The following is a 16,899-nucleotide window of genomic DNA, read 5'->3' on the forward strand; positions in this document are numbered from 1 at the left end:
GCAAAGATTTTTTTGTCGGCCCGGTAGCGCGAATGCGTTACACTGCGGTCGGGCATGGGGAATTGAAATGGACAAGCTTCGCGAACCACTGAACGACATGCAGAACTGCGGCCTCCCCGCGGCGCTGGAAGTGATGGGCGAACGCTGGAGCTTCATGATCCTGCGCGCGGCGTTCAACGGGCTCTACCATTTCGAGGAATACCTTGGCGCCCTGGGCATTGCCCGCAACATCCTGTCGAATCGCCTGGCCCGCCTGGTCGAACACGGCATCATGAAGCGCGAGCCGCTGCCCGATGACCGCCGCAAGATCGAATACCGCCTGACCGAAAAGGGCCTCGACCTGCTTCCCGCCATGCTCGCCCTGCGCCAGTGGGGTGAAAAGTACGGCTGCGGCGTGCCCAACAATCCGGTGCTCTGCGATGCGCGCGATGGCATGCCGATCGCCCCGATCCAGATCCACGCCCACGATGGCCGCCTGCTCGGTCCGCGCGAAATGGAATGGCGCACAAGCGAGGACGTGGGCAAGCCCCTGGCCAAGCAAGAGGACGAGATCGTCCGCCCCCAGCTTAACGTCCTGCGCTAGGCCCGCGGCGCTACCCGCCGATAGCTGAGCGCTTCGGCGACGTGGATGCGCCCTACCCGCTCGCTCCCCGCCAGATCCGCAATCGTCCGCGCGACACGGAGCATCCGGGTATAGCCGCGCGCGGATAGCCGCATCGCCTCCGCCGCCTGCATCAGCAGCGTGCGGCCTGGTTCATCGGGTGTCGCGTGCCGCTCCAGCAGGTCGCCGTCCAGTTCGGCATTGCTGCGCTTGCCCGTACCGTCGAGCCGCTGCGTCTGGATGCGCCGCGCCGCCGCGACGCGCGCGGCCACTTCGGCACTGCCTTCGCGGGGCGGCGGGAGCGCCAGGTCCGCCGCGCTCACCGGGTCGACTTCGACGTGAAGGTCGATCCGGTCGAGCATCGGCCCGGACACCTTGGACTGGTAATCCGCCGCACAGCGCGGCGCGCGCGAACAGGCCAGCGCCGGATCACCCAGATGCCCGCAGCGACACGGGTTCATCGCCGCGATCAGCTGGACCCGCGCGGGAAAGGTGACGTGGGCATTGGCCCGCGCGACATCGACCACGCCCGTTTCCAGCGGCTGGCGCAGCGAATCGAGCACGGCGCGCTGGAATTCGGGTAGTTCGTCCAGAAACAGCACGCCCAGGTGCGCCAGGCTGACCTCGCCGGGACGGACCCGCAGCCCCCCGCCGGTCAGTGCCGCCATTGATGCGGAGTGATGCGGCGAGCGGAACGGCCGGGTCCGGCTGATCCGCCCGTCCTCCAGCGTTCCCGCGACGGAGGCGACCATCGACACTTCCAGCGCTTCGGCCGGAGTCAGCGGTGGCAGGATGCCGGGCAGGCAACTGGCGAGCAGGCTCTTGCCCGCGCCGGGCGGTCCGCTCATCAGCAGGTTGTGCCCGCCAGCGGCGGCGATTTCCAAGGCGCGCTTGGCCACTTCCTGTCCCTTCACCTGGCGCAGGTCCGGGCCGAGGCGCGGCTCTTCCGCCTCACCGCGCAGCGGCGGCGGCAATTGCTGCGTGCCCTTGAGGTGATTGAGCAGGCTGAGCAGGTTGGGGGCGGGAACCACGGCAACGCCGCTGGCCCAGGCCGCCTCGCTGCCCTGCGCGGCAGGGCAGATCAGCCCCTTCTCCTGCGCGCTGGCGTGAAGCGCGGCGAGCAGCACCCCGGGCGTCGCCACTACCCGCCCATCCAGCGCCAGTTCGCCCACCGCGACGAAATCGCCCAGCTGCTCGGCATCCGTCACGCCCATCGCCGCCAGCAGGGCCAGCGCAATGGGCAGGTCATAGTGCGAACCTTCCTTGGGCAGGTCGGCGGGCGACAGGTTGATCGTGATCCGCTTGGGCGGCAGCGAGAGGCCCATCGCAGCCAGGGCCGCGTTTACCCGTTCGCGGCTTTCGTTCACGGCCTTGTCCGGCAGGCCAACCAGATTGAAGCGCGGCAGGCCCGGTGCGATCTGGCACTGCACTTCAACGCTGCGCGCCTCCAGCCCCAGATAGGCAACCGTCTGAACCAGTGCGACCACGCCGGAACCCCGAAATTCTTCAATGAATTGATGGACATGACGCGCAAGGAAAGGAATGTCGAGCCTCATGCTCCGAAATGGACCGGGACGCTGACCGAATTTTCAGGCAAATGGCCGGTGTGGGCCGAATCTATTGACTCGCCCCCCGCCCCCCTGTAACGGCGCGCCTCTGATCCGGGGCTTCCCCCGCAAACAAACAGATTCTTTTGAGGTTTTGAAATGAAGCGCACCTTCCAGCCCAGCCGCCTTGTCCGCGCCCGCCGTCACGGCTTCCGCGCCCGCACGGCAACCGTTGGCGGCCGCAAGGTTCTTCGTGCCCGCCGCGCTCGCGGCCGCAAGAAGCTGAGCGCCTGAGCCAACATTTCAAGATGTCGGTCCTGACCAGAAGGGCCGATTTCCTTGCTGCCAACCGGGGCCTGCGGATAGCGCGCCCCGGTTTCGTGCTTTTGGTGAACCCCAATGGCCAGGGCCAGGTTCGCTATGGCATCACCGTCACCAAGAAGATCGGCAATGCCGTCGTCCGCAACCGGATGAAGCGCCGGTTCCGCGCCCTGCTGCGCGAAATCTTGCCCGTCCAGGGGCTGCCGGGGCATGATCACGTCATGATCGGCCGCGAAACCGGAATTGAGCGCGACTTCGCCAAACTGCGCGAGGAACTGGCCATGGCCCTGTCCCGCGCGGCCCAGGGCAAGGGCGACCCGCCCCGGAAACGGCGATGAAGCGCCTGCTGATCCTTATCGCGCGCGGCTGGCAACTCGGCCCGTCGCGCGTTCTTCCGCCCACTTGCCGCTATGCGCCGTCCTGCTCGCAATATGCGATCGAGGCTTTGGAAAAGCACGGCGCGATTAAGGGTGGCTGGCTGGCCGCGAAGCGTCTATTGCGCTGCCATCCGTGGGGTGGGCATGGTTACGATCCGGTGCCTTGATCGGCATCGAACTCTCCCCATCTGACCGCTAACGATTTTCCATGCAGGGGCCCTCAGTGGACAAGCACAATTACCGCAACATGATCCTTGCCGGGATCCTGACCGTAACGATCCTGCTCGGCTGGGACATGGCGATGCGGTATTTCTACCCCGCCGCGCCTGCACCCAAGGCCGTGGCCAGCGCTCCGGCGGCAACGCCCAGCGCCGCCGCCAGTGCCGCGCCCAAGCGGACGCGCGAAGGCGGGCTGACCAACCCGGCGGACATCGCGCTGGAAGCGCAGGACATCAAGACCGCCCTGGCCAGCCCGGCCCGCGTGCGGATCGAGGCTCCGGGCCTGTCCGGCTCGATCAACCTGGCTGGCGGCATGGTCGACGACCTGACCACCAATCGCCACACCGCCACCCTGAACCCGGCAGACGGTGCGCAGCGCATCTTCTCGCCCGCAGGCACTCCGGCGCAGCAGTTCGCCCAGTTCGGCTGGACCATGGGCGAAGGCGCTCCGGCGATTGCCCTGCCCAATGCGCAGACCGTCTGGACCGCTCCCGCCGGAGCCAAGCTGACCCCGCAGACCCCGGTCACGCTCAGCTGGAACAACGGCGGCGGGCAGACCTTTACCCTGACCTACGCGATTGACGCGGACTACATGTTGACCGTCACGCAGGGCGTCAGCAACACCGGCCCTGCCCCGGTTGCGGTCAAGCCGGTCGCGCAGCTCAACCGCACGGACAAGACCGCCGCGCTCGACAGCTTCAACGTTCACGCCGGACCCTTCGGCGCGTTTGACGAAACCGTTTCGTTCGGTCCCAACTACAAGGACCTGGCCGAAGCGGGCACCCTGCCCGGAGAGGGCCAGCCCAACTGGATCGGCTTTACCGACATCTACTGGATGAGCACGCTGATCCCGGAAAAGGCCGGTGCGACCAGCGACTTCCGCAGTCTGGGCAACGGCATCTACCTGGCCAACCTGTTCTATCCGCAAGTTGCGGTGAACCCCGGCCAGCAGAGCAGCCGCGTGACCAAGCTGTTCGCCGGGGCCAAGGAAACCGAAGTGCTGGATCGCTATGAAGCGGCCGGCATTCCCAAGTTCGGCCTGGCAATCGACTGGGGCTGGTTCCGCTGGTTTGAAAAGCCGATCTTCTGGCTGCTGAAGAGCCTGTTCAACACAGTCGGCAACTTTGGCCTGGCGATCATGCTCCTGACGCTGATCGTGCGCGGGATCATGTTCCCGGTCGCCCAACGTCAGTTCGCCAGCATGGCCGCCATGAAGGCGATCCAGCCCAAAATGAAGGCGCTGCAGGAACGCTACAAGGACGACAAGCCGCGGCAGCAGCAGGAAATCATGGCCCTGTACAAGGCAGAAGGCGTGAACCCGCTGGCAGGCTGCCTGCCGATCTTCCTGCAGATCCCGATCTTCTTCGCCCTGTACAAGACCCTGATCGTCTCGGTCGAAATGCGGCACCAGCCGTTCGCCCTGTGGATCAAGGACCTGTCCGCGCCCGATCCGCTGCACCTGCTCAACCTGTTCGGCCTGCTGCCGTTTGACGTGCCCTCGTTCCTGGGCATCGGCGTCCTGGCGCTGCTGCTGGGCATCACCATGTGGCTGCAGTTCAAGCTGAACCCGGCCCAGATGGACCCGGTACAGCAGCAAGTGTTCGCGATCATGCCGTGGATGATGATGTTCATCATGGCTCCGTTCGCCGCCGGCCTGCTGCTCTACTGGATCACCTCAAACGTGCTGACCATCGCCCAGCAGGCCTACCTCTATTCGCGGCACCCGCAGCTGAAGGAGCAGGCGCAAAAGGATGAGGCCGACATGAAGCGGGCCAAGGTGCGCAGCAAGTAAGCCATGACCGATCCCGTCGATCTTGTGGAACAGGCGCGCAAGCTCTTCGCCGGGCGCGTCGAGTTCCTGCTCAGCGCCCCGTCGCTGAAGTTCCTGCCCGATCCCGGCCCGCCGGAGATCGCCTTTGCGGGCCGATCCAACGTGGGCAAAAGCTCGCTGCTCAATGCCCTGACCGGGCGCAAGTCGATTGCCCGTACTTCCGTTACGCCGGGCCGCACGCAGGAACTGAACTTCTTTGAAGTGGGCAGCCCCACCACGCTGCGGCTGGTGGACATGCCAGGCTATGGCTTTGCCAAGGCGCCGCTCAAAGTGGTCGATGCGTGGAAGCGGCTGGTGCGCGATTACCTGCGCGGGCGGGTGGAACTGAAGCGCACCCTGGTCCTGATCGACAGCCGCCACGGGGTGAAGGACGTTGACCGCGACATGATGAAGATGCTGGACGAGGCCGCCGTCGGCTACCGCCTGGTCCTGACCAAGGCGGACAAGATCAAGGCCAGCGAACTGGAAGCGGTCCTAGCCGCAACCCAGATCGAAGCGCGCAAGCACCCGGCGGCCTTCCCGGTGGTCCACGTCACCAGCTCCGAAAAGGGCATGGGGATCGAGGAACTGCGCGCCGCCGTGCTGGAAGACGCCTCGATCTAACGCGCTTACCGCGCGAATAATTGCCCCAGGTCGGCAAAGGCCTTCATCTCGATCGCATTGCCGCTGGGATCGCGGAAGAACATCGTGGCCTGTTCACCGACCTGCCCCTTGAAGCGGATATAGGGTTCGATCTCGAACTTCACCCCGGCCGTTTTCAGCCGCTCGGCCAGTTCCTCCCACTGCGCCATTTCCAGCACCACGCCGAAATGCGGTACGGGCACGCCGTGGCCGTCGACCGGGTTCTGCCCCGCATCGTCGGCCCGGCGCCCGGTGCAGTGGGCGACGATCTGGTGGCCGTAAAAGTCGAAGTCGATCCATTGATCGGATGACCGCCCCTCCGCGCAGCCCATCACCTCGCCCCAGAAGGCGCGTGCCTCGGCCAGGTCGTGCACGGGAAAGGCAAGGTGGAAGGGGCGCAGGCTCATGGTTCGATCACCGGTCATGGGTTGGCAGGGTGGCCGTTCAGCCTCGACAGGGCAAAACTGAACAGGTAGCTTCTTGCCGCATGAAGCTGATCATCGGCAACAAGAACTATTCCAGCTGGTCGCTGCGCGGCTGGCTGGCGGTCAAGCAGTCCGGCCTGCATTGCGAGGAAATCACCGTCCCGCTCTATGGCGAGGACTGGGAGGCCCGCAAGAAGCAGACCGACGGGATCGAGCCGAGTTCGGGCAAGGTTCCGGTGCTGTGGGACGGCGATGCCGTGGTCTGGGACAGCCTGGCGATCATCGAATACCTGGCCGACAAGGTGGGCCGCGACCGTTTCTGGCCCAAGGCCGACGACGCCCGGGCCTTTGCCCGCTCGATGGTGGCCGAAATGCATTCCGGCTATCAGGCGCTGCGCAGCGAATGCCCGATGAACGTGCGTCGCCGGGTCGAGGACTGGGACCTGAGCGACGCCGCGCGCAGCGACGTGGTGCGCATCCTGACTCTGTGGGCAGAGGCCCGCGCCCGGTTCGGCAAGGGCGGGCCGTACCTGTTCGGCACCTTCTGCGCGGCGGACATCATCTATGCGCCGGTGGTCAGCCGCTTTCTCACCTATGGCATCGGCGTGCCCGGATTCGCCGTGGCCTACATGGAAGCGATCTGGACTCACGAATGGATGCAGGCCTGGATTGACGCGGCCGAGGACGAGGAATGGGTGATCGAGCAGTTCGACACCGGGCACAAGCGCGCCAGCCGCTGATCCCGCGCGGCTTGCAGGGGGAAGGCATAAACCATATGCGCGGGCCACGATGACCAGCACCGTACTCAAACTCGCCCAGGACCTGATGGCCTGCCCCAGCGTCACCCCCGCCACCGGCGCGGTGTTCGATTGCCTGGAAGCGCAGCTGACACCGCTGGGATTCGAAGTACACCGCGCCCTTTCCGGCGAGGCGCCGCACGGTCCGGTCGAAAACCTGTTCGCCATCCGCAAGGGACCGGAAGGGTCAAAGCACCTGGCTTTTGCCGGGCACCTCGACGTCGTGCCGCCCGGTGAGGGCTGGGTCAGCGGGGCATTCGAACCGGAAGTGCGCGGCGAACTGCTCTATGGGCGCGGCGCGGTGGACATGAAGGGCGCGATTGCCGCCATGGTCGCCGCCGTGGCCGAAGTGCCGCAGGATGCGGGCACGATCAGCTTCATCATCACCGGAGACGAGGAAGGCCCTGCCATTCATGGCACCCTGGCCCTGATCGAACACATGCGCAGTATTGGCGCGATCCCGGACCTGTGCCTGGTGGGCGAGCCGACCAGCGTGAACCGGCTGGGCGACATGATGAAGATCGGGCGGCGCGGCTCGGTCAATATCTGGCTGGAGGTAGAGGGCAAGGAAGGCCACGTCGCCTATCCGCACCTGGCCGACAATCCGATCACCCGGCTGGTCGCCATGCTGGCCGAACTGAAAGCGATCAAGCTGGACGACGGCAATGACTGGTTCCAGCCGAGCAACCTGGAAGTGACCGACCTGTCCGTCGGCAATCCCGCCACCAATGTCATTCCGGCCAAGGCCCAGGCGCGCATCTCGATCCGTTTCAACGACCTCCATACTGGCAAGGAGCTGGCGGACCGCGTCAGCGCCATTGCCGAAAAGCACGGCGGCACGGCCCGCGCGATGATTTCCGGCGAGGCTTTCCTGACCCCGCCGGGCGAATTCTCCGCCATGATCGCCGCCGCGGTCGAGGCGGAGACGGGGATCGTGCCAGAAGCGAGCACCACCGGGGGGACCAGCGATGCGCGGTTCCTGCGCGCGCTCTGTCCCGTCATCGAATTCGGCCTGTGCAATGCAACCATGCACAAGCGCGACGAGGCCGTGGCCGTACCGGATCTTGACGCCTTGGCGCGGATCTATGCGCGCGTGGCCAAGGCGGCGCTGGCGGGCGCTTAGCAAACCGGCTTCGACAGGCTCAGCCTGAGCGGGAGGGGGGGGACCGCTCCCCTCTGAGCCTGCCGAAAGGGAACGCCGCAGCGACATTGCCCCCGGCGCGACAGCCTGTTAGTCTCTCCCGCAACAATCTTGCTTTACGGGGGACGCGCTTCATGGACCGGCGGCTGACTATCTATATCCTGATCGGCATGGTGCTTGGCGTCGCGGTCGGCCAGGCGCTGCACGCGCTGGTCGATGCAGCCACTATCAAGGCAAGCGTCGCCCCCTGGCTCAAGCTGCTGTCCGACATCTTCCTGAACCTGATCAAGCTGCTGGTCGCGCCGCTCGTCCTGTCCACCATCGTCGTTGGGATCGCGCATATGGGCGATTCGACCGCGCTGGGCCGGATCGGTTTCCGCGCCGTGGCCTGGTTCCTTACGGCCAGCCTGATTTCGATCGGGCTGGGTCTGGTCATGGTCAACCTGTTCCAGCCCGGTGTTGGCGCGCCGATCCCGGATGCCGCGGCAGCGGCCAAGGCCGTAGGCGAAGTGAAGCACTTGTCCGCGCCGGAATTCATCCTGTCGATCTTCCCGAAGAACGCCTTCGAAGCGATGGCGACCAACAATATCCTGCAGATCCTGGTCTTCTCGATCTTTGCCGGGGTCGCCCTTTCCGCGATTGGCGAGAAAGGCGCGGCGCTGGTGCGCGGGGCCGATGCCCTGGCCGAAATGATGCTGCAGATCACCGGCTATGTCATGCGCTATGCTCCCATCGCGGTGTTCGGCGCCCTGGCCAATGTGGTCGCGGCCAGCGGGCTCGACATTCTCAAGACTTATCTTGAGCTGTTGTTCGAATTCTACCTCAGCCTGGTCCTGCTCTGGGCAATCCTGCTGACCATCGGCGCGGTGTTCCTGCGCGAACGGATCTGGACGCTGATCAAATATATCCGCCAGCCGCTGATGATCGCCTTTTCGACCGCCAGCAGCGAAGCCGCCCTGCCCAAGATGTTCGAGCAGCTGGACCGGTTCGGCGTGCCGCGCCGCATTTCCGGCTTCATGCTGCCGCTGGGCTACAGCTTCAACCTCGACGGCTCGATGATGTACATGAGCTTTGCGACGATCTTCATCGCGCAGGCCTATGGCATCGACCTGCCGGTCGTTACCCAGATCATGATCCTGCTGACGCTGATGATCAGTTCCAAGGGCATTGCCGCCGTGCCGCGCGCCAGCCTGGTGGTCATCACCGGCACCCTGGCCATGTTCGGCCTGCCGGTCGAGGGTGTGGCGATCATCCTGGCCATCGACCAGTTCCTCGACATGGGCCGCACCGCGACCAACGTCGTCGGCAATGCCGTGGCGACGTCCGTCATCACCAAGTGGGAAGGCATGCTGGAGGTAGAGGAGCCTGAATTCGTCGAGCATCCGCATGCCCCGGCCCACACCGTGGCCGCAGGCCGCGCCGGTCTGGAACTGGACGAATCGAACTTCGAGGATGAAACGAAGCGGGGCTAAGGCCGTCTACTTCCGCTTCGGCTCCAGCACCTTGGGCTTGAAGGCGCAAAGGTCCACCACCGGACAACGCCAGCATTCGGGCGTGCGGGCCTTGCAGATGTAGCGGCCGTGCAGGATCAGCCAGTGGTGCGCGCCGACGCGAAAAGGGCCGGGGACTTTCTTCTCCAGCCCCTTTTCCACGGCCAGCGGGGTCTTGCCCTTGGCCAGGCCGGTGCGGTTGGAAACGCGGAAGATGTGCGTATCGACCGCGAAGGTTTCCGCTCCGAACGCGCTGTTCATCACCACGTTGGCCGTCTTGCGCCCCACCCCCGGCAGGCTGGTCAGCACGTCGCGGTCAGCCGGAACCTCGCCCCCGAAATCGCGGACCAGGATTTCCGACAGGGCGATCACGTTCTTCGCCTTGGAATTGAACAGGCCGATGGTCTTGATGTGCTGCTTCAGCCCCTCCTCCCCCAGCGCGACCATCTGCGCCGGGGTCGTAACGGTCTTGAACAGTTCGCGGGTTGCCTTGTTGACGCCGACGTCGGTGGACTGGGCCGAGAGCACGACCGCGACCAGCAGCTGATAGGTATTGCCGAATTCCAGTTCCGTTTCCGGCGCGGGATTGTCCTCGGCCAGGCGGCGGAAGAATTCGAAAATGTCCGCCTGCTTCAAAGGCCCAGCACCTCGGGCATGGTATAACGGCCAACAGGCTTGCCAATCAGCCACTGCGCGGCGCGGATCGCGCCCTTGGCAAAGATGCGGCGGTTTTCGGCGAGGTGCGACAGGGCAATCCGCTCATCATCGGCGAGGAAATGGACCGTGTGGTCCCCGGCCACGCTACCGCCGCGCAGGGCGGCGAAGCCGATGTTGCCTGCCTTGCGCGCGCCCGTAATCCCGTCGCGGCCCCGGTCGGAATGGCTGGCCAGGTCGATCCCCCGGCCCTTTGCCGCCGCTTCGCCCAGCAGCAGCGCCGTGCCCGAAGGCGCGTCGACCTTCATGCGGTGGTGGGTTTCGACCACTTCGATGTCCCAGTCCTCGCCCAGGCGGCTCGCCGCTTCGCGCACCAGATGGGCCAGCAGGGTCACGCCAAGCGAGGTATTGCCGGTCTGCAATACAGCGATCTGTTCGGCGGCATTGTCGCACAGCCAGTGGTGGCGTTCTTCCAGGCCGGTCGTCCCGACCACGATCGGAATCCCGCCTTCCATCGCCGCATCCAGATTGCCTTCCAGGGCAGCCGGAGCGGAGAAATCGACCAGCACGTCGCTGCTGCGGGCCAGGGCCAGAACGTCATCGCCCTTGTCTACGCCGCCCGAATGCACTTCGCCCGCCGCCGCAATCGCATCGGCCAGGGCCTGCCCCATGCGCCCGGCGCTGCCGATGATCCCGATCCTTGCCATGTCCCACCTCTTGATCGTCACCCTGAACTTGTTTCAGGGTCCATGGTGCCGCAAATCCAGACCTGTCCTTGGGGCACAATGGATGCTGAAACAAGTTCAGCATGACACGGCTGGAGACAGGAATGCAGCAAATCCGCAACATCGTGATCCTGACCGGGGCCGGAATCTCTGCCGAAAGCGGGATCGACACCTTTCGCGGCGGCGGCGGGCTGTGGGAACAGCACCGGGTGGAGGACGTCGCCACGCCCGAAGCCTTCGCCCGCGATCCCGATCTGGTCCTGCGCTTCTACGACATGCGCCGCGCGGCCATTCAGGAGAAGCAGCCCAATGCCGCCCACACGGCCCTCGCGCGGCTGGAGGCGGAATGGCCGGGGAACCTGCTGCTGGTGACCCAGAACGTCGATGACCTGCATGAACGCGGCGGATCGCGCCGGGTGCTGCATATGCACGGCGAACACCTCAACGCTTGGTGCACCAGCTGCGATATCCGCAGCCGCTGGACCGGCCCGCTGATAGACCGCCCCGCCTGTCCGGCCTGCGCCGCCCCCACGCTACGCCCCGATGTCGTCTGGTTCGGCGAAATGCCCTACCGCATGGGCGAGATCTATGCAGCGCTGCGCGAGGCAGACCTGTTCGTTTCCATCGGCACTTCGGGTGCGGTCTATCCGGCGGCGGGCTTCGTCCAGAACGCGCGCGAACTGGGCGCGCGAACGCTGGAGCTGAACCTGGAGCGGAGCCAGGGATCGCACTGGTTCCACGAATCGCGGCTTGGTCCTGCCACCGAAGTGGTCCCCGCCTGGGTGGATGAAATGCTAGGCTTCGCCTGAGCAGCCCCGGCAGTCCGGATCTTTCGCAATCTTCATCGTGCGCAGGCTGGGCACCAGTCCTTCGAACAGGTGCAACCGGCCCCACTGGGGATCGCCGAGTTCGGTCTTGCCCGCCAGGATCACGCGGATCGCCTGCATCGCGGCAAAGGCGCCCATCATGCCGACCAGCGCGCCCAGCACGCCGTCGGCGGCGCAGGTGTCGCAATCCTCGGCATCGAAGGCATCGCCGACAAAGCAGCGATAGCAGGACTGCCCTTCCAGATGGCCGGCAAAGTTCGCCACCTGGCCCTGGAACCGGCCCACGGCGGCGCTGGTTAGTGGAATGCCCAGCCGCACGCAGGCATCGGACACCGCCAGCCGCGTGGCAAAGTTGTCGCAGCCGTCCAGCACCAGGTCCGCTCCGGCCAGCAACTCGGCGGCATTGTCGGCAGTAATCCGCCCCACCACGGCCTTGCACTCCAGCGCCGCGTCGAAACGCGCCACCCAGTCCGCCGCCGCTTGCGCCTTGGGCCTGCCCAGGTCCGCCTCGGCAAAGACGGTCTGGCGTTGCAGGTTCGACAGGTCGACCACGTCATCGTCGATCAGGGTCAACCGCCCCACTCCTGCCGCAGCGAGATACTGCAAGGCCGGACTGCCGATCCCGCCGCAGCCGATCAGCACGACGTGGGCCTCGGCCAGGGCGACCTGCCCCACGCCGCCCACTTCGGGCAGCACGATATGGCGGGCGAAACGGTCCAGTCGGTCAGGTGAAAGCGCCATGCTTCGCGCTTTAGGCGATTTGCGCCGCGCCGCAAACGAAGTGTCTTGCCCAGGCCCCGGCAATGCGGCACTTAATCGTTCAATTAACAAGAACGGGATGAGAGATGCATTACGCACAGTTGCGCCAGGTGCGCGAGGAATTGACCGGTCCAGGCGGACAGTTCGAAATCGTCGAGATCGAATCGCTTGGGCGCAAGGTGCGCGCGTTCAAGAATGCGCCGCCATCGGTGCGCGAATTCTGGCTCTCCACCGCTGCCTGGGGGGATCGCCCCTACCTCGCCTATGAAGGCGACGTGCTGACCTATGCCCAGGCCCATGCCCATGCGGCGTCGATTGCGAACTGGCTGTGGGATCGCGGCGTGCGCCCCGGCGACCGGGTGGCGATTGCCATGCGCAACTTCCCGGAATGGATGGTGATCTATTGGGCCTGCACCTCGATCGGGGTCGCCGTCGCCGGGCTGAACGCGTGGTGGACCGCTGAAGAGCTGGACTATGCGCTGAAGGACGCCGAGCCCAAGGTGCTGTTTGCCGACAAGGAGCGTCTCGCCCGCCTGCGCGAGTGCCAATATGCTGGCGACATGGCCGTGGTCGGCGTGCGGCTGGATGACTATCCGGCAGACGTGATCCCCTATGCCGAGGTGATCGCGCGCGGCGGCACCATGCCGCAAGTGACGGTCGATCCCGATTCGGACGCCTGCATCTTCTACACCAGCGGCACGACCGGCTTTCCCAAGGGCGCGCAGCTGACCCACCGGGGCTGCATCGCCAACCTGATGAACATGCTCTATTCGACCATGGCCCAGGCCCTGGCGGTGGAGCGCGCCACGGGTGAAGCACCGCCCGCCGATCCGCCCCCGCCGGTGACCCTGCTGACCACCCCGCTGTTCCACGTCACCGCCAACAATTGCGGTGCCTACCTGACCAGCGCGGCAGGCGGCATGATGGTCCTCATGTACAAGTGGGACGCGGGCGAGGCGCTGAAGCTGGTCGAAAAGCACAAGATCACCAGCATCAGCGGCGTTCCGGTGATGAGCCGCGAGCTGATCAACCACCCGGACTTTGCCAAGACCGATACCTCGACGCTAACCGGCCTGTCCGGCGGGGGCGCCCAGGTTCCGCCCGATCTGGTGCTGAAGATCGACGAAGCGGTGAAAACCGCGCGGCCGACCACTGGCTATGGCATGACCGAGACTTGCGGGATCATCACCTCGGTATCGGGCGACTTCTTCGTCGACCGCCCAGACAGCGCCGGCCCCGCCATGCCCAGCTTCGAAGTGAAGGTGGTGGACGATGACGGCAATGAACTGCCGCTGGGCGAAGCGGGCGAACTTTGGGTCAAGGGCACCCCGGTGATCAAGGGCTATATCAACCGCCCCGATGCGACAGCCCAGACCATCACCGATGGCTGGCTCCACACTGGGGACGTCGCCCGGATCGACGAGGATGGCTTCATCTACATCGTCGACCGCAAGAAGGACCTGGTGATTCGCGGCGGCGAGAACATCTCGTGCACCGAGGTGGAAGCCTGCATCTATCGCTATCCCGGCGTGGCCGAATGCTGCGTGTTCGGCGTGCCGGACCAGCGCCTGGGCGAAGAGGTCGGCGTGGCCGTGGTGATGAAGCCGGGCGAAACCGCCAGCCCGCAGGACGTGATCGCCCACTGCGCCGAGCACATGAGCAAGCACAAGGTGCCGCGCTATGTCTGGTTCATGGACCAGCCCCTGCCGCGCAATGCCAGCGGCAAGTTCCTCCGCCGCGAGCTGCGCGACGAGCTGAGCAAGCAAGTGGTGGAGGCCTGAGCCGTGGGCGATCTTGACGGACGCATCGCCCTCGTCACCGGCGCCGCCAAGGGGCTAGGCGCTGCCACGGCCCGCGCCCTGGCCGCTGCGGGAGCCAAGGTTGCCGTAACCGACCTGGCCGCGCCGGAAGACCTGGCTTCCGAGATCGGCGGCGTGGCCCGCGCGCTCGACGTAACGAGCGAAGCGGACTGGGCGGCGACGATGGACTGGGTCCGCAGCGAACTCGGCGGGCTCGACGTCCTGGTCAACAATGCCGGGCTATGGCTGTTCAAGCCGATCCTGGAGACCACGCTGGATGACTGGCGGCGGCTTCATGCCGTCAACTGCGAAGGGGTGTTCCTGGGCACCCGCGCGGCGATCCCGCTGCTGGCCGAGCGCGCCCACCTGTGGCGCGGCGGCACGGCCATCGTGAACCTGTCATCCGTGGCGGGGATCGAAGGGGCTGCGGGCGGCACCTGCTACAACAGCACCAAGGGCGCGGTCCGCCTGTTCACCAAGGGCTGCGCCAAGGAGCTGGCCGCCGCGCGCATCCGGGTCAATTCGGTGCATCCGGCGGTGATCGATACCGACATGGGCCGCAAACTGATCGACGATTTCGCCGTGGCCCAGGGCGCGGGCAACAACGAGACGCTGGCCAATGTCTCGGCCATGCACCCGCTGGGCCACCTGGGTGAGCCGCAGAACGTCGCTGACGCAGTGGTCTTCCTGGCCGGGGATCGCTCGGCTTTCTGCACCGGCAGCGAACTGGTGGTCGACGGCGGGCTTAGCGCCTAGCCCGCCTGTGGAAAGCACTGTGGAACAGCAGTGGACCCACGGAAGATAAGCTGAGGAAGAATTCCTCCCTGTTGGCGCAGCCAATGGGGAGGTGGCAGCCCGTAGGGCTGACGGAGGGGCAATTGCGAAACGCTGGCCCCTCCACCACGCCTGCGGCGCGGTCCCCCTCCCCATCGGCTGCGCCGACAGGGAGGATTATCCGGTTCAGCTTTCCAGCTGGCGCAGCAGGCTGCGCACGTCGCCGTCCATATCGGCATCGCGGGTGCGCAGGTCTTCGATCAGGCGCACCGCATGGATCACGGTGGAATGATCGCGCCCGCCGAACTTGCGGCCGATTTCCGGGTAGGAGCGCGGGGTGAGCACCTTGGCCAGATACATCGCCACCTGGCGCGGCCGGACCACGGCGCGGGCGCGGCGCTTGCTGGCCATTTCGGTCCGTTCGACCCGGTAGAACTGGCAGACGGTGCGCTGGATCTCGTCAATGGTGATCCGGCGGCGGTTGGCCGAAAGGATATCGGTCAGTTGTTCTTCGGCCAGTTGCAGCGACACGGCCTGGCCGGTCAGCTGGGCATAGGCGATCAGCTTGTTCAGGCCGCCGACCAGTTCGCGCACGTTGCGGTTGATCGTGCGGGCGAGGAATTCGACCACGTCCGAAGGCACGTGCGCCGGGCTGAAGCGCTGCAGGCGGTGCTCCAGGATCGCGCGGCGCAGTTCGATGTCGGCGGGCTGGATGTCAGCCACCAGGCCCATCGACAGGCGCGAGAGCAGGCGTTGTTCCACCCCGTCGAGCGCCTGGGGCGCACGGTCGGCGGCAAAGACCAGCCGCTTGCCTTCGGCGAGCAGGGCATCGATCGTGTAGAGCAGCTCTTCCTGGGCGCTCGCCTTGCCGATGATGAACTGGATGTCGTCCACCAGCAGCAGGTCAAAGCCGCGCAGGCGGGCCTTGAATTCGATGGTCTGGTTCTGGCGCAGGGCCTGGACGAATTCGACCATGAACCGCTCGGCCGAGCAGTAGAAGATGCGTGCGCGCGGATGGGCCGCCAGATAGGCATGGCCGATCGCGTGGAGCAGGTGCGTCTTGCCCTGCCCGGTCGCGCCTTTCAGGTAGAGCGGCGCGAACTGCGGGGTTTCCACCGCCGCCATGCGCTGCGCCGCATTGCTGGCCAGCACATTGGCAGCGCCGGAGACGAATGTGGCGAAGGTCAGCGAGGGGTCCAGCCCGATCGAGCCCTGGCCCAGGGTGCCCAGTTCTGCCGCGCCCATGCCCAGCGCATCGCCCGGCTGCGGCAGCGGAGCCTCGCGGCGCGAGCCCTCGCCATTGCCGAAGCGCAGGCCTTGCGGCGCGCGGCGATTCGGCGCGACGGAAATGCGGACATTGCGGATATCGGGACGAGCGATCTTCCACGCCAGCGAGAGACGGTCGGCAAAGCGGTCCGCCACCCAGTTCGCGCTGAACTCGGTCGGCAGGAACAGGTCCAGCGTCCCGGTGTCCTTGGCAATGGTGCCCAGCTGGATCGGCTTGATCCACTGGCTGTGCAATTGCTGGCCCAGATCCTTGCGCAGGCCCTGGCTGATGTCAGCCCAGTCCGCGGCGAGGTCCAGGGCTTCCTGTTCTTCGCGCAGCCGATCTGCGTCTGTGTTTGAAGCAGCGGAAGGCTTTCCTTGCGCTCCGCTCATACCTGTTCCGGTCACTATCGTATCGCCCCCGTGCGAAACACCACCCACCAGCGCACGGAAGCCGCACGCCACCCGACACCGGCCGCCCATGCCGATGCATGAAATCTATCTTTTTGCTGTGATGTCCCGGTGAGCCGAAGGCCGCCGGGCCATGTCCGTTTTTATGGACGGTTCAGCGGCGAGAGCAAGGCGCTCGTGGTAAAAAAACTGAAATAAACCGCCTTGACTCTAACGGAGCCAAGGGAATCCTCGGATAGAATAGTTAACCCTTAAAAACCATGGGTTTGCCGCTACGGCACCCTGCGAATCGCGAGATTCCATATGATTAATGC

18 protein-coding genes are annotated in these 16,899 nt (G+C 65.6%); 12 read left to right on the forward strand and 6 right to left on the reverse strand.

Going from position 1 to position 16,899, the window contains the following annotated elements:
• The first annotated feature begins 67 nt into the window (after nt 1-67).
• Nucleotides 68-583, forward strand: coding sequence for a winged helix-turn-helix transcriptional regulator (locus tag ACQKOE_RS12225; RefSeq protein WP_427513030.1), 516 nt, complete (start codon nt 68-70; stop codon nt 581-583).
• On the opposite strand, the gene ACQKOE_RS12230 is transcribed toward ACQKOE_RS12225, so the two are convergent.
• Nucleotides 580-2,088 (reverse strand): YifB family Mg chelatase-like AAA ATPase, encoded by a 1,509-nt coding sequence (locus tag ACQKOE_RS12230; RefSeq protein ID WP_427513031.1) that lies wholly within the window; start codon nt 2,086-2,088, stop codon nt 580-582. The two genes, ACQKOE_RS12225 and ACQKOE_RS12230, sit on opposite strands and share 4 nt — an antisense overlap.
• Nucleotides 2,089-2,307: 219 nt before the next feature.
• Here ACQKOE_RS12230 and rpmH point away from each other — a divergent pair, with 219 nt between their 5' ends.
• From rpmH to yihA, 5 genes are read left to right on the forward strand one after another with little or no spacing between them, the layout of a single operon-like run.
• The gene (gene rpmH, locus ACQKOE_RS12235) at nt 2,308-2,442 is read left to right on the forward strand and encodes a 50S ribosomal protein L34 (protein WP_039388288.1); all 135 of its coding nucleotides are present in this window, start codon (nt 2,308-2,310) and stop codon (nt 2,440-2,442) included.
• A 14-nt stretch (nt 2,443-2,456) separates the two neighbouring features.
• Nucleotides 2,457-2,807 carry a ribonuclease P protein component gene (gene rnpA / locus ACQKOE_RS12240; RefSeq protein ID WP_427513032.1) on the forward strand — a complete coding sequence of 117 codons (351 nt, stop codon included), beginning with the start codon at nt 2,457-2,459 and terminating at the stop codon, nt 2,805-2,807.
• Nucleotides 2,804-3,013 (forward strand): membrane protein insertion efficiency factor YidD, encoded by a 210-nt coding sequence (yidD, locus tag ACQKOE_RS12245; RefSeq protein WP_374591899.1) that lies wholly within the window; start codon nt 2,804-2,806, stop codon nt 3,011-3,013. Before rnpA ends, yidD begins: the two co-directional genes overlap by 4 nt.
• 41 nt (nt 3,014-3,054) lie before the next feature.
• A complete protein-coding gene (gene yidC / locus ACQKOE_RS12250; protein WP_427513033.1) occupies nt 3,055-4,857 on the forward strand; it encodes a membrane protein insertase YidC in 1,803 nt (600 codons plus the stop codon).
• Between the two features lie 3 nt (nt 4,858-4,860).
• Nucleotides 4,861-5,499: a ribosome biogenesis GTP-binding protein YihA/YsxC gene (gene yihA, locus ACQKOE_RS12255; RefSeq protein WP_427513034.1), complete on the forward strand. Its 639-nt coding sequence runs from the start codon at nt 4,861-4,863 to the stop codon at nt 5,497-5,499.
• Between the two features lie 5 nt (nt 5,500-5,504).
• On the opposite strand, the gene ACQKOE_RS12260 is transcribed toward yihA, so the two are convergent.
• On the reverse strand, nt 5,505-5,924 hold the full coding sequence (locus ACQKOE_RS12260) for a VOC family protein (RefSeq protein ID WP_427513217.1): 420 nt from the start codon (nt 5,922-5,924) through the stop codon (nt 5,505-5,507).
• An 80-nt stretch (nt 5,925-6,004) separates the two neighbouring features.
• On the opposite strand from ACQKOE_RS12260, the gene ACQKOE_RS12265 reads away from it, so the two are divergent.
• The 3 genes from ACQKOE_RS12265 to ACQKOE_RS12275 all read left to right on the forward strand — a co-directional run bounded on the left by ACQKOE_RS12265 (nt 6,005) and on the right by ACQKOE_RS12275 (nt 9,352).
• Complete coding sequence (locus tag ACQKOE_RS12265) at nt 6,005-6,682, forward strand: glutathione S-transferase family protein (RefSeq protein WP_374591893.1); 678 nt, start codon at nt 6,005-6,007, stop codon at nt 6,680-6,682.
• Between the two features lie 49 nt (nt 6,683-6,731).
• The gene (gene dapE / locus ACQKOE_RS12270; RefSeq protein WP_427513035.1) at nt 6,732-7,862 is read left to right on the forward strand and encodes a succinyl-diaminopimelate desuccinylase; all 1,131 of its coding nucleotides are present in this window, start codon (nt 6,732-6,734) and stop codon (nt 7,860-7,862) included.
• 152 nt (nt 7,863-8,014) lie between these two features.
• Nucleotides 8,015-9,352 carry a dicarboxylate/amino acid:cation symporter gene (locus ACQKOE_RS12275; RefSeq protein ID WP_374591889.1) on the forward strand — a complete coding sequence of 446 codons (1,338 nt, stop codon included), beginning with the start codon at nt 8,015-8,017 and terminating at the stop codon, nt 9,350-9,352.
• Nucleotides 9,353-9,358: 6 nt separating this feature from the next.
• On the opposite strand, the gene nth is transcribed toward ACQKOE_RS12275, so the two are convergent.
• Both nth and dapB read right to left on the reverse strand, forming a co-directional pair.
• Entirely contained in the window at nt 9,359-10,006 is a 648-nt protein-coding gene (gene nth, locus ACQKOE_RS12280) for an endonuclease III (protein ID WP_374591887.1), read from the reverse strand.
• Entirely contained in the window at nt 10,003-10,731 is a 729-nt protein-coding gene (dapB, locus tag ACQKOE_RS12285; protein ID WP_427513036.1) for a 4-hydroxy-tetrahydrodipicolinate reductase, read from the reverse strand. Before dapB ends, nth begins: the two co-directional genes overlap by 4 nt.
• A gap of 122 nt (nt 10,732-10,853) precedes the next feature.
• Between dapB and ACQKOE_RS12290 the strand changes: the two genes are divergently transcribed.
• The gene (locus tag ACQKOE_RS12290) at nt 10,854-11,558 is read left to right on the forward strand and encodes an NAD-dependent deacylase (protein WP_427513037.1); all 705 of its coding nucleotides are present in this window, start codon (nt 10,854-10,856) and stop codon (nt 11,556-11,558) included.
• Here the strand turns inward: ACQKOE_RS12290 and ACQKOE_RS12295 are convergent.
• Nucleotides 11,544-12,317, reverse strand: coding sequence for a HesA/MoeB/ThiF family protein (locus tag ACQKOE_RS12295; RefSeq protein ID WP_427513038.1), 774 nt, complete (start codon nt 12,315-12,317; stop codon nt 11,544-11,546). The genes ACQKOE_RS12290 and ACQKOE_RS12295 overlap by 15 nt on opposite strands.
• 104 nt (nt 12,318-12,421) lie before the next feature.
• On the opposite strand from ACQKOE_RS12295, the gene ACQKOE_RS12300 reads away from it, so the two are divergent.
• Together ACQKOE_RS12300 and ACQKOE_RS12305 are read left to right on the forward strand one after the other, a co-directional pair.
• A complete protein-coding gene (locus ACQKOE_RS12300) occupies nt 12,422-14,116 on the forward strand; it encodes a class I adenylate-forming enzyme family protein (RefSeq protein WP_427513039.1) in 1,695 nt (564 codons plus the stop codon).
• 3 nt (nt 14,117-14,119) lie between these two features.
• A complete protein-coding gene (locus ACQKOE_RS12305) occupies nt 14,120-14,890 on the forward strand; it encodes a glucose 1-dehydrogenase (protein WP_427513040.1) in 771 nt (256 codons plus the stop codon).
• 204 nt (nt 14,891-15,094) lie between these two features.
• Here the strand turns inward: ACQKOE_RS12305 and dnaA are convergent, their stop codons facing one another.
• A complete protein-coding gene (dnaA, locus tag ACQKOE_RS12310) occupies nt 15,095-16,567 on the reverse strand; it encodes a chromosomal replication initiator protein DnaA (RefSeq protein ID WP_427513041.1) in 1,473 nt (490 codons plus the stop codon).
• Nucleotides 16,568-16,899: the final 332 nt, after the last annotated feature.

This window comes from Novosphingobium sp. NPDC080210 (genome assembly GCF_050281025.1).
In the GTDB taxonomy this organism is placed as follows: domain Bacteria; phylum Pseudomonadota; class Alphaproteobacteria; order Sphingomonadales; family Sphingomonadaceae; genus Novosphingobium.

What these genes read in the sequence shown, in the direction of transcription:
- ACQKOE_RS12225 (WP_427513030.1), top strand. Translation starts at nt 68, where the DNA reads ATGGACAAGCTTCGCGAACCACTGAACGACATGCAGAACTGCGGCCTC.
- rpmH (WP_039388288.1), top strand. Translation starts at nt 2,308, where the DNA reads ATGAAGCGCACCTTCCAGCCCAGCCGCCTTGTCCGCGCCCGCCGTCAC.
- rnpA (WP_427513032.1), top strand. Translation starts at nt 2,457, where the DNA reads ATGTCGGTCCTGACCAGAAGGGCCGATTTCCTTGCTGCCAACCGGGGC.
- yidD (WP_374591899.1), top strand. Translation starts at nt 2,804, where the DNA reads ATGAAGCGCCTGCTGATCCTTATCGCGCGCGGCTGGCAACTCGGCCCG.
- yidC (WP_427513033.1), top strand. Translation starts at nt 3,055, where the DNA reads ATGCAGGGGCCCTCAGTGGACAAGCACAATTACCGCAACATGATCCTT.
- yihA (WP_427513034.1), top strand. Translation starts at nt 4,861, where the DNA reads ATGACCGATCCCGTCGATCTTGTGGAACAGGCGCGCAAGCTCTTCGCC.
- ACQKOE_RS12260 (WP_427513217.1), bottom strand. Translation starts at nt 5,924, where the DNA reads ATGAGCCTGCGCCCCTTCCACCTTGCCTTTCCCGTGCACGACCTGGCC.
- ACQKOE_RS12265 (WP_374591893.1), top strand. Translation starts at nt 6,005, where the DNA reads ATGAAGCTGATCATCGGCAACAAGAACTATTCCAGCTGGTCGCTGCGC.
- dapE (WP_427513035.1), top strand. Translation starts at nt 6,732, where the DNA reads ATGACCAGCACCGTACTCAAACTCGCCCAGGACCTGATGGCCTGCCCC.
- ACQKOE_RS12275 (WP_374591889.1), top strand. Translation starts at nt 8,015, where the DNA reads ATGGACCGGCGGCTGACTATCTATATCCTGATCGGCATGGTGCTTGGC.
- dapB (WP_427513036.1), bottom strand. Translation starts at nt 10,731, where the DNA reads ATGGCAAGGATCGGGATCATCGGCAGCGCCGGGCGCATGGGGCAGGCC.
- ACQKOE_RS12290 (WP_427513037.1), top strand. Translation starts at nt 10,854, where the DNA reads ATGCAGCAAATCCGCAACATCGTGATCCTGACCGGGGCCGGAATCTCT.
- ACQKOE_RS12295 (WP_427513038.1), bottom strand. Translation starts at nt 12,317, where the DNA reads ATGGCGCTTTCACCTGACCGACTGGACCGTTTCGCCCGCCATATCGTG.
- ACQKOE_RS12300 (WP_427513039.1), top strand. Translation starts at nt 12,422, where the DNA reads ATGCATTACGCACAGTTGCGCCAGGTGCGCGAGGAATTGACCGGTCCA.
- dnaA (WP_427513041.1), bottom strand. Translation starts at nt 16,567, where the DNA reads ATGAGCGGAGCGCAAGGAAAGCCTTCCGCTGCTTCAAACACAGACGCA.